Origin of the sequence: Thiohalobacter sp. IOR34 (genome assembly GCF_030406045.1) — a bacterium.
Taxonomy (GTDB): domain Bacteria; phylum Pseudomonadota; class Gammaproteobacteria; order Thiohalobacterales; family Thiohalobacteraceae.
In genome coordinates this window covers 1,193,197-1,205,423 of record NZ_CP128988.1, presented here as the reverse complement: position 1 = coordinate 1,205,423, position 12,227 = coordinate 1,193,197, and the positions used below count along the sequence as shown (strand labels likewise).

Genomic DNA, 12,227 nt, shown 5'->3' with positions numbered 1-12,227 from the left:
AGGCGGCACCATGCAGCGCCAGGACATCCCATGACCACGCTCTACGGCATCAGCAACTGCGACAGCGTGCGCAAGGCGCGGCGCTGGCTGGAGGACCAGGGCATCGCCCACCGTTTTCACGACCTGCGCCGCGACGGGCTGGACGAAGAACGGCTGCGCGGCTGGGCCAGCCAGGTCGGCTGGGAGACCCTGCTCAACCGGCGCAGCAGCAGCTGGCGGCAACTCCCCGCCGCGGACCGCGAACACCTCGATGGCGACCACGCCCTGGCATTGATGCTGGCGCAACCCACCTTGATCAAGCGGCCGGTGATCGAGCATGATGGGCGGATCGAGGTCGGATTCTCCGAATCCCGCCTTCAGGTCCTGTTCAGCCAAGCACAAGGATGATGCCGGCATGACCCCCACCCTGGAACTCGCCCGCGCCCTGATCGCCCGGCCCTCGGTGACCCCGGACGACCAGGGCTGCCAGGCCCTGCTGGCCGGACGCCTCGCCGCGCTGGGCTTCCACATCGAGCCGCTGCGCTTCGGCGAGGTCGACAACCTCTGGGCACGGCGGGGCAGCGAGGGGCCGCTGTTCGTGTTCGCCGGCCACACCGACGTGGTTCCGCCGGGTCCGGCGGATCACTGGTCCAGCCCGCCCTTCGAACCCAGCGAGCGCGACGGCTGCCTCTATGGTCGCGGCGCGGCCGACATGAAGGGCAGCCTGGCGGCGATGGTCACCGCCTGCGAACGTTTCCTCGCCCGCTGCCCGGCAGCGCACGGCTCGATCGGCTTCCTGATCACCAGTGACGAGGAAGGGCCGGCGGTGGACGGCACTGTGAAGGTCGTCGAACACCTGCAGGCGCGCCACGAGAAGATCGACTGGTGCCTGGTCGGCGAACCCTCCAGCAGCCGCACGGTCGGCGACGTGATCAAGAACGGCCGCCGCGGCTCGCTGGGCGGCGAACTCACGGTGCACGGCGTGCAGGGCCATGTCGCCTATCCGCAGCTCGCCGACAACCCCATCCACCGCGCCCTGCCCGCGCTCAGCGAGCTGTGCGCCACCGAATGGGACGCCGGCAACGATTTCTTCCCGCCGACCAGCTTCCAGATCTCCAATATCCATGCCGGCACCGGCGCCAGCAACGTGATTCCCGGCGAGCTCGGCGTGTCGTTCAATTTCCGCTATTCCACCGAGACCAGCCACGAGGCGCTGATGACCCGGGTCGGCGCCCTGCTCGACCGTCACGCCCTGGACTACAGCCTGGAATGGACCCATTCCGGCTTCCCCTTCCTCACCCGGCGCGGCGCCCTGGTGGATGCGGCCCTGGAGGCGGTGCGCGAGGTCTGCGGCATCGACAGCGAACTCTCCACCAGCGGCGGCACCTCGGACGGGCGCTTCATCGCCCCCACCGGTGCCCAGGTGTTGGAGCTGGGTCCGGTCAACGCCACCATCCACAAGGTCGACGAGTGCGTGCGCATCGACGAGCTGGAGCGCCTGTCGGCCATCTACGAACGCCTGCTGGACAAGCTGCTGGGCTGACCGCCAAGGACAAGGAAACCGCCATGACCGACACCCACACCTCTCCCGCCCGCCGCACGTTGTCCTGGCTGCTGCTCCTGCTGCTGCCCCTGCTCGGCGGCTGTTCGGTCAGTCAGGTGGTGGTACGCAGCTCGATGACGTTGATGGAAGGCGGCATCGAGGCCATGAACCGCGAGACCGATCTGGAACTGGCGCGCGCGGCCATCCCCGCCACCCTGAAGATGCTGGACGGCATGCTGGTCGAGGATCCGCACAACCGTCGCCTGCGGCTGTACGCCGCCGAGGGCTACTACGGCTACAGCTACGCCTTCGTCGAGCCTGAATCCCGCCGCCGCGCCGCCGCGCTGTACCGGCGCTGTTTCGACCAGGCCCGGCTGGCCTTGGCCGACGGCGGCCTGGACATCGACATCCGCCGGGTACCGCTGGCCGAACTCGACCGCGCCCTGGCCAAGACCGGACAGCGCGCCGTGCCGGCCCTGTTCTGGAGCGCCTCCTGCTGGGCCAAGTGGATCGACATGAACCGCGACGACCCGCGCGGCATCGCCCGTCTGACCCGGGCCGCGCGTCTGATGCAGCGGGTCCTGGAGCTGGACGAGACCTTCTATCACGGCGGCCCCCACCTGTTCTTTGGCGTCTACTACGGCGCCCGCGCACCCATGTTCGGCGGCGACTTCGAGAAGTCGGCCCGGCACTTCGCGCGCGCCCGGGAGATCAGCCAGGGGCGGCTGCTGATGGTCGATGTGCTGCACGCCGAATTCCTGGCCCGGCAGATGATGGACCGCAAGACCTTCCACCAGCGCCTGACGGCCGTCCTGGAGACGCCGCCTGGCAGCTTCCCGGAGCTGGGCTTCGCCAACCAGGTCGCCCGGGAACGGGCCCGTGCCCTGCTTGCAAAGGAGGCGGCCTGGTTCTGACCGGGTGACGAGGAGATGCCGAACACCATGAAACGACTGTTCACCACCACCCTGCTGTTGCTCGGCCTGCTGTTCGGCCCGGCGGCCGGCGCCGGCCCGCGCTATGTCCTCAAGTTCGCCACCCTGGCGCCGCCCGGCTCGACCTGGATGAACCTGCTGGAGGACTGGGGCGAGGCAGTGAAGGTGCGCAGCGAGGGGCGGCTGGTCTTCAAGTTCTATCCCGGCGGCGTGCAGGGCGACGAGCCCGACGTGCTGAAGAAGATCCGCTTCAACCAGCTCCAGGGCGCGGCCCTGACCGGCTACGGCATGGGCCGCATCTATTCGCCGGCGCGCGTCCTGGAACTGCCCTTCCTGTTCAACGACTATGCCGAGATCGACTTCGTCCGCGAACACTTCATGCCCGAGTTCGAACAGGGTTTCCGCGACCACGGCTATGAACTGCTCGGCTGGATGGAGGTCGGTTTCGTGTACTTCTTCTCCAAGCAGCCGATCCACTCCTTCGACGACCTGAAGCAGCAGCGGATCTGGCTGTGGCAGGGCGATCCGCTGGGCGAGGCCCTGTTCCGCGCCAGCGGCCTGGCACCGGTGCCGCTGTCGATCACCGACGTCTTCACCAGCCTCTCCACCGGTCTGCTCGACACCGTCTACTGCACCCCCCTGGCGGCCATCGCCCTGCAGTGGTTCACCAAGGTCGGCTATGTCACCGAACTGCCGATGGCCAACGGCATCGGCGGCCTGCTGGTGTCGCGCCGCTTCTTCGACCGGCTGCCGCCCGATCTGCAGCAGATCCTGCGCGACACCGGCCGCGAGGCCAGCCGCGAGCTGATCCGCGCCACCCGCGTCGACAACGCCAAGAGCATCGAGGTGCTCAAAGAGGAGGGCCTGGAGTTCATGTTCGGGCCCGAGGACCTGGACCCGGCCGAGCTGGTCGCGATGCGCGACAAGGCCGCGCAAGAGCTGACCCGACAGAACTACATCCCGGCCGAGCTGCTGCAGCGCACCCGCCGTCTGCTGCACGAGTTCCGCTCCAGCCGGGCCGGGGCGGCCAGCGGATCCGGCGGCGAATGACCTGGGCCACGGCCAGCCTGAACGGCCTGCGCCGCGCCCTGGTCCGCCTGGAAATCTATCTCGCCGGCACCAGCCTGCTGCTGCTGCTGCTGATCACCCTCGGCCAGATCGTCGCCCGCAACCTGTTCGATACGGGACTCTCCGCCGCCGACACCCTGGCCCGCCACCTGGTGCTCTACGTCACCTTCCTCGGCGCCGCCCTGGCCAGCGACGCCCGCGCCCATATCAAGATCGACGTCATCGCCGCCTGGCTGCCGGATCACTGGACGGCCCGGCTCTACCGGCCGCTGCAGACCGTCGGCTTGCTGATCACCGGCCTGCTGCTGCAGGCGGCGGGCCGCTTCTGGTGGGACGAGTGGAGCTATGCGGCCGGCTACGAGCGCTGGGCGGTGCTGTTCAACCTGATCCTGCCGGTCGGTTTCGGCCTGCTCGGCCTGCACTTCCTGCTCGGCCTGCTGCTCGGCCCTGACGAGGGAGATGGCGGAGCATGAACCTCGCCGTGGTCCTGTTGCTGCTGCTGCTCGCCACCCTGGGCCTGCCGCTGTTCGCAGTGCTCGGTGCCGGCGGCCTGTATGCCGTGCACCAGGCGGAACTCGACCCGGCGGTGCTGATCATCGAGCTGAACCGGCTCGCCTCCTCGCCCAACCTCACCGCCATCCCCCTGTTCACCTTCGCCGGCGTGGTGCTGGCGGCCGGCGGCGCGCCGCAGCGGCTGATCCGGCTGTTCAATGCCATGGTCGGCTGGCTGCCCGGCGGCCTGGCGGCGGTGGCGCTCTGTGCCTGCGCCTTCTTCACCGCCTTCTCCGGCGCCTCGGGGGTGACCATCCTCGCGCTTGGCGGGTTGCTGTTCCCGATGCTCGGCAGTGTCGGTTACCACGAGCGCTTCAGCCTCGGCCTGCTCACCTCTTCCGGCTCGCTGGGCCTGCTGTTCCCGCCCAGCCTGGCAGTGCTGGTCTACGGCATCGTCGCCGGGGTCAACATCGACGAGCTGTTCCTGGCCGGTGTGGTGCCGGGGCTGATCCTGCTGGCCATGCTGCTGCTCTACAGCATGTCGGTGGGATACCGCTTCGACGTGCCGCGCCATGCCTTCAGCCTGGCCCAGCTGCGCGCAGCGCTGCGCGACGGCATCTGGGATCTGCTGATGCCGGTCGGCGTGGTGACCGGCATCTTCGGCGGCTATGTCACGGTCAGCGAGGCGGCGGCCTGCACCGCCGCCTATGCGCTGCTGCTGGAGAGCCTGATCCATCGCAACCTGCGCCTCTCCCGCCAGCTGCTGCCACTGCTGCGGGACAGCTGCATGCTGGTCGGCAGCCTGCTGATCATCCTCGGCATGGCCATGGGCCTGACCAACCTGCTGGTCGACGCCGAGATCCCGATGCGGCTGCTGGCCTGGATGCGCGAGCACATCGACAGCCAGTTGCAGTTCCTGCTGTTGCTCAACCTGGTGCTGCTGGCGGTCGGCGCCATGATGGACATCTTCTCCGCCATCGTCGTGCTGGTGCCGCTGATCCTGCCCATCGCCCGCGAGTTCGGTGTCGACCCCGTACACCTCGGCATCGTCCTGCTGGCCAACCTGGAGATCGGCTACAGCACACCACCGGTCGGCATCAACCTGTTCATCGCCAGCCAGCGCTTCGGGCGGCCGGTCCTCGACCTGTTCCTCGCCGCCCTGCCCTTTCTCGCCATCATGCTGGTCTGGCTGATGCTGATCACCTACCTCCCCGAGACCAGCCTCTGGTGGCGCTGAAGCCGGGCGCGAGGAAGCGGCTCAGTTGCGCCGCAGCCGCTCCGATACGGCGATCGGTGTCGGATAGCGCAGGACGATGAAGTAGGAGGAGGCGATGAAGGTCAGCAGGGTCGCCGCCTGGACCAGATAGGAGGCCTCGCGGCCGATCACCTGCTGGTCGAAGGCCAGCACGGCGATGAGCAGCGAGAATTCGCTGATCTGACCGAGACGCACGCCGATCTCCCCGGCCCGTTCCCGTGACTCCCCCGCCTGCTGCAGCAGGAAACGGAACACCAGGGGCTTGACCAGCATGCTGAGCGCAGCCAGCAGCAGCGCCGGCACGAAGACCGCACCGAGGATGCCGAGGTCGAAGCCGGCACCCAGCGAGAAGAAGAAGATGATCAGGAAGAAATCGCGCAGCGGCTTGAGGCTTTCGGCGATGAACAGTGCGATGGGACTGGCGGCCAGCGCCACGCCGGCGATGAAGGCGCCGATCTCGTGCGACAGGCCGAGCACGCCGGCCAGTTCGGCGAACCCCAGGCACCAGCCGATGGCCAGCAGGAAGATGTATTCCTGGATGGTATCGAAGCGGCGGATCAGCGGCTGCAGCACCCAACGCTCCAGCCCCCCGGCCAGCAACAGCAACCCGGGCAGCGCCAGGGCCAGCAACAGCATGCGGCCCGCGCCGATCTCGCCACCACCCTGGAACTCCAGCAGCAGCAGGATGAGGATGGCGATCAGATCCTGCAGCAGCAGGATGCTGACGATGATCTCGCCGGTGCGCTTGTGGTGGAGGATGGTGGTGGGCAGCAGCTTGAGACCGATGATGGTGCTGGAGAACATCAGCGCGGCGCCGATCAGCAGCCGTTCCGTGGCGTCATAGCCGAAGGCATAACCGACCCCGATGCCGAGCAGCGCGAACAGCAGGGCGCTCAGTCCCGTGACCCGGGTCGTCTCGCCGACCAGCTGCAGCAGCTTGCGCAGCGGCAGATCCAGACCGAGCAGGAACAGCAGCATGATGATGCCGATCTTGGCGATGCCCCTGATCAGCTCCGGATCGTCGACCAGGCCCAGCCCCCAGGGGCCGAACAGCATGCCGAGCAGGATGTAGGACACCAGCAGTGCCTGCCTTGCATAGAGGGCAAGGGTTGCCGCCACCGCGGCACCGGTGAAGATCAGGAAGATGGTGTACAGCAGTGGCTCGTTCTGCATGAATCCCGATTCCCAGATGGGTTGTCGGCCGTGTCCGTCTCGTGGGCACCGGGAATCACGGCGGCCAGCCCCCACGGCCGGCTGCTCCCCGGCACGGGGGTGACCAGCAGGCCAGGCGGCATCGATCCGGCATACTTGAGACAAACGATGATAAGCCTCAATCAGAGCGACCCCGGCGTTCCGGATCAAGGCGCGTTGCGCCGGGAATGGCGCGCCCTTGCCAAGCAAGGCAACGCCGAGCCGGGACGCCGGGGCCGCTCCCTGCGGGCGGGTGTCCGGGCGGCCAGCCGCGGTGTGTACCCAAAGGGCATAAACCCCGGTTTGACATGGGATGACCATGCCGCCGCGGGTCTACCTTGCGGCTGGCCGCCCGGACACCCGCTGAATGAGGCTTATCATCGTTTGTCTCAAGTATAATGGGCGAATGACCCAGACAGCGCAATCCGCCACGCTCCCGGCCACGGAGCCCATGTCATGAGCCTTCCGCCCTTCTGGCAGCGCAAGACGCTGGCCGAGATGACCCGCGAGGAGTGGGAGTCGCTGTGCGACGGCTGCGGCCGCTGCTGCCTGCACAAGCTGCAGGACGAGGACAGCGGCGAGCTGCACTATACCAGCATCGTCTGTCGTTACTTCGACAACGCCAGTGGCCGCTGCCGGCACTACCGGGAACGCCGCGACTTCGTCCCGGAATGCCTGGTGCTCGACGCCCGGCTGGTCGCCGGGCTCGACTGGCTGCCGGAGAGCTGCGCCTATCGGCTGCTCAGGGAAGGCCAGGATCTGCCGGACTGGCATCCGCTGGTCTCCGGCGACCCGGAGAGCGTGCACGCCGCCGGCATCTCCATCCGCGATCAGGCGATCAGCGAGGAACACGTGCATCCCGACGACTGGGCGGAGCACCTGCTGCCGGGCGGCGACGACTGAACCAGGCCATGAACGACCCGACCGATCCGCCCCGCGACCGGCTGTTCGCCGACGATCCCGGAATGCTCGTCGACTTCCGCTTCGATAGCGCGGTGGCGCGGGTGTTTCCGGACATGATCCGCCGCTCGGTGCCGGGCTACGGGGAAATCATCGGCCTGCTCGGGCTGTTCGCCGAACGCTATACCCAGCCCGGCAGCACCCTCTACGACCTCGGCTGCTCGCTGGGCGCGGCCAGCCTGGCCATGCGCCGCCGCATCCCCCACCCCGACTGCCGCATCGTCGCCGTCGACAACGCCGAGGCCATGCTGGAACGGGCCCGCGAACACCTTGCCGCCGATCCGCAGCCGACCCCGGTGGAGCTGCGCTGCGCCGACCTGCGCGAGGTGCCCATCGAAGACGCCTCGGTGGTGGTGCTCAACTTCACCCTGCAGTTCATCGACCCCGCCGACCGCCTGCCACTGCTGGAGCGGATCCATCATGGCCTGCGCCCCGGCGGGGTGCTGCTGCTGGCGGAGAAGATCGACTTCGCCAACGAACTCAGCCATGACTTCCACACCGGCATGCACCTCGCCTTCAAGCGTGCCAATGGCTACTCCGAGCTGGAGATCAGCCGCAAGCGCAGCGCCCTGGAACGGGTGCTGATCCCGGACACCCTGGAACAGCACCGCGAACGCCTCGGCTGGGCCGGCTTCCAGCGCATCGAGACCTGGTTCCAGTGCTTCAACTTCGCCGCCCTGGCCGCCTTCAAATGATCGACTACCGCCCGCTGTATGCAGCGCTCGCCGAGACGCCGGCCACCGACTGGCTGGAGACGCTGCCAGACCAGGTCGAGGCACGGCTGCACCCGGCGCGCCACGGCGACCTGACACGCTGGGCAAAGGCCCTCGCCAGCCTGCCCGAGGCGGTTCCTTCCACCGTCGAGCTGGACCGGCCGCGACCCCGGATCGGCCGTGCCGCCGATCTCGATGGGAAACAGCGCGCCCGCCTCGAGGGCGCCCTGCGCGAACTGCATCCCTGGCGCAAGGGCCCCTTCGAACTCTTCGGCCTGCACATCGACAGCGAGTGGCGCTCGGACTGGAAGTGGGCGCGACTGGAACCCCATATCGCGCCGCTGGCCGGCCGCCGGGTGCTCGACGTGGGCAGCGGCAACGGTTACTACGGCTGGCGCATGATCGCCCGCGGCGCCGCCCTGGTGGTCGGCATCGATCCCACCCTGCTCCACCTCATGCAGTACCAGGCCGTGCGCCGCTATGCCGGCCACCAGGGACTGTTCGTGCTGCCGCTGGCGCTGGAGGATCTGCCGGAGAAACTGCCGGCCTGGGACAGCCTGTTTTCAATGGGCGTGCTCTATCACCGCCGCTCGCCCTTCGACCATCTGCTCCGGCTGCGCGAGGCCCTGCGTCCCGGCGGGGAACTGGTGCTGGAGACCCTGGTGATCGACGGCGGCCGCGGCGAGGTGCTGGTGCCGGATGGCCGCTACGCGCGCATGCGCAACGTCTGGTTCATCCCCTCGGTGCCCGAACTCGAGGCCTGGCTGGCCCGCTGCGGCTTCCGTCACATCCGCTGCGTCGACGTCAGCCCCACCACCCCCGACGAACAACGCAGCACCGACTGGATGCGTTTCGAATCCCTGGACCGCTGCCTCGACCCCGAAGATCCAAGCCTGACGGTCGAAGGGCACCCCGCCCCGCGGCGCGCCATCCTGCTCGCCGAACGGCCGGACTGAAGAACGAACACGACATGGAGATCCGACAATGACCCTGGCAGACACCGGCAAGAGCTCCTGGTACTGGCTGGCCCTGGCCGGCCTGGGCGTGGCGATGGAAGGCATCGCCCTCTTCTACCAGTACCGCCTGGACTACTGGCCCTGCGTGCTCTGCATCCATGTGCGCATCTGGACACTGGCGCTGATCCTGGCCGCCCTGTTCGGCCTGCTGACCCGCAGGCACCGCGCACTGAATCTCGCCAGCCACGCCCTGACCGCCGGCATCGGTATCGGCCTGCTGGAACGTGCCTGGAAGCTGCTTGGCGTGGAGCGCGGCACCCTGGAAGGCAGTTGCAGCATGGATACCGGCCTGCCCGCCTGGTTCGCGCTGGACAAGTGGCTGCCGAGCGTATTCGAGCCCCAGACCCCCTGCGGCTACACCCCGGACCTGCCCCTCGGCATCACCATGGCCGAGGGCCTGGTGGCGATCGGCGCCCTGCTCAGCCTGGCAGCCGGCGGCCTGATGCTGGCGGCCTGGCAACGCAAAAGGGGTGGTGACAAGACATACTAAGACAAACGATAACAAAGCGTCATTCAGAGCTTGCCAGGCGCCCCGGATCAAGGCGTGCCCCGCAGGGAATGGCCCGCCCTTGCCAAGGGGTACAACGCAGAGCCGGGGCGCCTGGCAAGCTCCCTGCGGGCGGGCCTCTGGACGGCCATCCGCAGGTTGCTATGGCTTGACAGGGAATCACCCTGCCGGCGCCATTGCGCCTTGCGGGCTGATCGTCCAGAGACCCGCTGAATGAGGCTTTGTTATCGTTTGTCTTAGTAAACACCCTGATCTGCCCCCTGCCCCGCTTCTTGAATGTAAGATATATCGACAATCACAGCGCCAAGGAGCCAACAGAGAATAGCAATGAATTTCAGTTGGATAACCGAGATATCCGGTCAAGGCATGGATACCGGCTTGGCAACACAAAAAGGCGGGTACCAAGACATGAACTCGCAAATAGGCCTTCATGGCGGGATACAGGTTGTGCCATTCGATTCCAGAACCTCTGGCCCGCATACCAGGGCCTGTCAACACCACGCCAATCGCGGCCTGGAGGCCGCTCCTACCAGGGTGCCGCCATGCCCCGTAGGAGCGGCCTCCAGGCCGCGATCCCCGGCGGGTCCAGCCACGCCATCATCCGGGGTCCTGATGCAATATCCGGGCTAGGAAACGCTGGGCAATTGACATAGCCGCCACGACGCCAAGGGCGCCAAGTTGCTAGTGGTTGAATTCATGGACGCTTCTTGGCGTTACGGCCAGGTTTGGTCAGACATTCCTTAACCCGCATCTACTGCGCGTTACTGGATACTGTAATTCAGCAGTTCGTGGGTGATGCTGGCCTCCGGCGTCTCCATGGTCTGCCTGGCATTGGCCAGGCCCTTGACCATGTACCAGGTGCCGGTGGTGGTCTGTGACGGGCCGCCGCCGGCCAGCGGCGTGATCGTGATCCGATACTGGGCGGCATAGGTGTCGAAGGTGCCGGCCGGGACGCTGACGGGGGTGGGTTTAGGGGCGACGCCGAGGAAGGTCAGGCGGATGTTGGAAGCGGGCATGCCATTGACCTGGCTGGTTGCCTCGAGCACCGCGCCGGTGACCGGTGGGCAGATGGGGGTCTGCGAGGTCTGTTCGATCACCACATTGGCGTTGTTCATCAGCGTCCTGACCGGGACCAGACCGCCGTTTCTGTCCACCCGGTACTCGGCGACGATCTTGCCAGTGGGTGAACCGGAACTGAGCTGTTCGATGGTGACCCTGTCCCCCCTGATGTCGGTGACCGTGAAGGTCACGGTGTTCTGGCTGACAGGGCCGCCGCTCCTGGGTCGGATGGTCTCGCGGAAGGTCCAGGTGTCGCCTTGCGTATAGTCCGGGCAGAAGGCCGCAGTGCGCAGCTTCACCCCCTTGGCGGCCTGCGCCGGCAGCCCTGCGGCCAGCAGCACGGCCAGCGCACCGACCCTGAAGCTCAGGGGAAACCGCTGACGGCGGACAATGGCGGTGCTGCGGTTTCGGGCATCATTCATTGTGCTGTGAGTCCCAGCTCAGACAGAAGATAGGCGGCGGCGTTGATGCGGTAGGACAGCCTTCCCCACCTGCCAGCCTTGTCCTTCCCCAAGCCGAAGTGACGATAGAGCATGCGCGGACTCTCCGCCGGGGTTGTGGGATCGGGGATGTTGTAACAGGTCGTCCGTTTGGCATTGCAGTAGGGGGCCTTCGCTTCCGACTGCCCTTCCGCCGGCTTGAGCATGGCATCGCTGATACTGCTGCCGAGCCGTTTCTCCACCTCGGCCCGGGCCGAAGGCGGATAACTGATCTCCATGTTCAGCCCGGTGATCCATCTCTTTCTGACCGTCAGGCGGATCCTCGTGTACTTCGTGCCTGGCAGGGCGCCTATATATTCGCGATCGCAGTACTTCCTGTCGAAACAGTGCTTGCGGTTGAAACGAACCTTGAGGCCGGCCGCGAGCAGATTGCGCTCGACCTCCTCGGGCGGCATGCCCAGCGACAGCCATTCCCAGGGATAGGGGGTGGCGCCAACCCCGGAAGGAGCTGCAGGGGGAGCCGCCTGCGGCTTCTGCTTTTCCTGCCGCGCCAACACCGCCGCCAGATAGCGGTTCCAGTCACAGGCCTTGCTCACCTCGCGGTGCACCAGGCCCCGGTATTCATTGCTGAAATAGGGCTTGTCGAGGAAACGCTCGGCGGTCTTCTCCCCATAGCAGGCGCAATAGTCCCTGGCACCTGCCTGCAATTTAACGCTGTTCTGTTGCATGCACTGGCTCTCGTACAGCTTGGTGACGGCCTCGCGGTCGATACAGCGTTTCTCGAAGGCTCCCGAATAGAGTTCGTGATAGGGGGGTTGCGGCCCACCCAGGGTGCGCGCCTGCTTGAAGGCCTCGGCCACGCAGTTGCAGTCATAATGGGCGCGGCGCAGGCTGGCCATGGAACATTCCTGCCGCGCCTTGCTGGTTTCGTCGAGGATGCGGTTCTGGATCTCCTCCGGCAACTGGCGGAAGACCTCCGCCGCTGTGTCGTCGGCCCTGGCCGCATGCAGCGGCAACAGCAGCGCCACCAGCCAAAGCAGGACCGGCATTTGCCGCAGCGAAAACGTCCTG

The 12,227-nt window shown here is 67.0% G+C and carries 13 protein-coding genes; 10 read left to right on the top strand and 3 right to left on the bottom strand.

All coding sequences use genetic code 11. The features are described 5' to 3' along the window. Positions 1 to 30: 30 nt before the first annotated feature. The 6 genes from QVG61_RS05565 to QVG61_RS05540 are packed head-to-tail and all read left to right on the top strand — an operon-like array spanning position 31 to position 5,251. Positions 31 to 387 (top strand): ArsC family reductase, encoded by a 357-nt coding sequence (locus QVG61_RS05565; protein WP_289932365.1) that lies wholly within the window; start codon positions 31 to 33, stop codon positions 385 to 387. Positions 388 to 394: 7 nt separating this feature from the next. Beyond that, positions 395 to 1,522 (top strand): succinyl-diaminopimelate desuccinylase, encoded by a 1,128-nt coding sequence (dapE, locus tag QVG61_RS05560; RefSeq protein ID WP_289932364.1) that lies wholly within the window; start codon positions 395 to 397, stop codon positions 1,520 to 1,522. A gap of 23 nt (positions 1,523 to 1,545) precedes the next feature. Next, the gene (locus tag QVG61_RS05555) at positions 1,546 to 2,436 is read left to right on the top strand and encodes a TRAP transporter TatT component family protein (RefSeq protein WP_289932362.1); all 891 of its coding nucleotides are present in this window, start codon (positions 1,546 to 1,548) and stop codon (positions 2,434 to 2,436) included. A gap of 27 nt (positions 2,437 to 2,463) precedes the next feature. Then, entirely contained in the window at positions 2,464 to 3,504 is a 1,041-nt protein-coding gene (gene dctP, locus QVG61_RS05550) for a TRAP transporter substrate-binding protein DctP (RefSeq protein ID WP_289932361.1), read from the top strand. Beyond that, positions 3,501 to 3,995, top strand: a complete 495-nt coding sequence (locus tag QVG61_RS05545; protein ID WP_289932360.1) for a TRAP transporter small permease subunit — start codon at positions 3,501 to 3,503, stop codon at positions 3,993 to 3,995. Before dctP ends, QVG61_RS05545 begins: the two co-directional genes overlap by 4 nt. Next, complete coding sequence (locus tag QVG61_RS05540) at positions 3,992 to 5,251, top strand: TRAP transporter large permease subunit (protein WP_289932359.1); 1,260 nt, start codon at positions 3,992 to 3,994, stop codon at positions 5,249 to 5,251. Before QVG61_RS05545 ends, QVG61_RS05540 begins: the two co-directional genes overlap by 4 nt. Positions 5,252 to 5,272: 21 nt before the next feature. On the opposite strand, the gene QVG61_RS05535 is transcribed toward QVG61_RS05540, so the two are convergent. Then, the gene (locus tag QVG61_RS05535) at positions 5,273 to 6,442 is read right to left on the bottom strand and encodes a cation:proton antiporter (RefSeq protein ID WP_289932358.1); all 1,170 of its coding nucleotides are present in this window, start codon (positions 6,440 to 6,442) and stop codon (positions 5,273 to 5,275) included. Between the two features lie 474 nt (positions 6,443 to 6,916). Between QVG61_RS05535 and QVG61_RS05530 the strand changes: the two genes are divergently transcribed. From QVG61_RS05530 to QVG61_RS05515, 4 genes are read left to right on the top strand one after another with little or no spacing between them, the layout of a single operon-like run. After that, positions 6,917 to 7,363 carry a YcgN family cysteine cluster protein gene (locus QVG61_RS05530; protein WP_289932357.1) on the top strand — a complete coding sequence of 149 codons (447 nt, stop codon included), beginning with the start codon at positions 6,917 to 6,919 and terminating at the stop codon, positions 7,361 to 7,363. A gap of 8 nt (positions 7,364 to 7,371) precedes the next feature. Beyond that, entirely contained in the window at positions 7,372 to 8,115 is a 744-nt protein-coding gene (gene cmoA, locus QVG61_RS05525) for a carboxy-S-adenosyl-L-methionine synthase CmoA (RefSeq protein ID WP_289932356.1), read from the top strand. Next, entirely contained in the window at positions 8,112 to 9,089 is a 978-nt protein-coding gene (cmoB, locus tag QVG61_RS05520) for a tRNA 5-methoxyuridine(34)/uridine 5-oxyacetic acid(34) synthase CmoB (protein WP_289932355.1), read from the top strand. The genes cmoA and cmoB overlap by 4 nt, the downstream gene beginning before the upstream one ends. A gap of 28 nt (positions 9,090 to 9,117) precedes the next feature. Continuing rightward, entirely contained in the window at positions 9,118 to 9,639 is a 522-nt protein-coding gene (locus QVG61_RS05515) for a disulfide bond formation protein B (RefSeq protein WP_289932354.1), read from the top strand. A gap of 779 nt (positions 9,640 to 10,418) precedes the next feature. On the opposite strand, the gene QVG61_RS05510 is transcribed toward QVG61_RS05515, so the two are convergent. Continuing rightward, positions 10,419 to 11,138, bottom strand: coding sequence for a hypothetical protein (locus tag QVG61_RS05510; RefSeq protein WP_289932353.1), 720 nt, complete (start codon positions 11,136 to 11,138; stop codon positions 10,419 to 10,421). Then, positions 11,135 to 12,205, bottom strand: a complete 1,071-nt coding sequence (locus QVG61_RS05505; RefSeq protein ID WP_289932352.1) for a hypothetical protein — start codon at positions 12,203 to 12,205, stop codon at positions 11,135 to 11,137. The genes QVG61_RS05510 and QVG61_RS05505 overlap by 4 nt, the downstream gene beginning before the upstream one ends. Positions 12,206 to 12,227 lie beyond the last annotated feature (22 nt).

Excerpts from the sequence above, each read along its gene's own strand:
- QVG61_RS05565 (WP_289932365.1), top strand. The coding sequence starts at position 31 with ATGACCACGCTCTACGGCATCAGCAACTGCGACAGCGTGCGCAAGGCG.
- dapE (WP_289932364.1), top strand. The coding sequence starts at position 395 with ATGACCCCCACCCTGGAACTCGCCCGCGCCCTGATCGCCCGGCCCTCG.
- QVG61_RS05555 (WP_289932362.1), top strand. The coding sequence starts at position 1,546 with ATGACCGACACCCACACCTCTCCCGCCCGCCGCACGTTGTCCTGGCTG.
- dctP (WP_289932361.1), top strand. The coding sequence starts at position 2,464 with ATGAAACGACTGTTCACCACCACCCTGCTGTTGCTCGGCCTGCTGTTC.
- QVG61_RS05545 (WP_289932360.1), top strand. The coding sequence starts at position 3,501 with ATGACCTGGGCCACGGCCAGCCTGAACGGCCTGCGCCGCGCCCTGGTC.
- QVG61_RS05540 (WP_289932359.1), top strand. The coding sequence starts at position 3,992 with ATGAACCTCGCCGTGGTCCTGTTGCTGCTGCTGCTCGCCACCCTGGGC.
- QVG61_RS05535 (WP_289932358.1), bottom strand. The coding sequence starts at position 6,442 with ATGCAGAACGAGCCACTGCTGTACACCATCTTCCTGATCTTCACCGGT.
- QVG61_RS05530 (WP_289932357.1), top strand. The coding sequence starts at position 6,917 with ATGAGCCTTCCGCCCTTCTGGCAGCGCAAGACGCTGGCCGAGATGACC.
- cmoA (WP_289932356.1), top strand. The coding sequence starts at position 7,372 with ATGAACGACCCGACCGATCCGCCCCGCGACCGGCTGTTCGCCGACGAT.
- cmoB (WP_289932355.1), top strand. The coding sequence starts at position 8,112 with ATGATCGACTACCGCCCGCTGTATGCAGCGCTCGCCGAGACGCCGGCC.
- QVG61_RS05515 (WP_289932354.1), top strand. The coding sequence starts at position 9,118 with ATGACCCTGGCAGACACCGGCAAGAGCTCCTGGTACTGGCTGGCCCTG.
- QVG61_RS05510 (WP_289932353.1), bottom strand. The coding sequence starts at position 11,138 with ATGAATGATGCCCGAAACCGCAGCACCGCCATTGTCCGCCGTCAGCGG.
- QVG61_RS05505 (WP_289932352.1), bottom strand. The coding sequence starts at position 12,205 with ATGCCGGTCCTGCTTTGGCTGGTGGCGCTGCTGTTGCCGCTGCATGCG.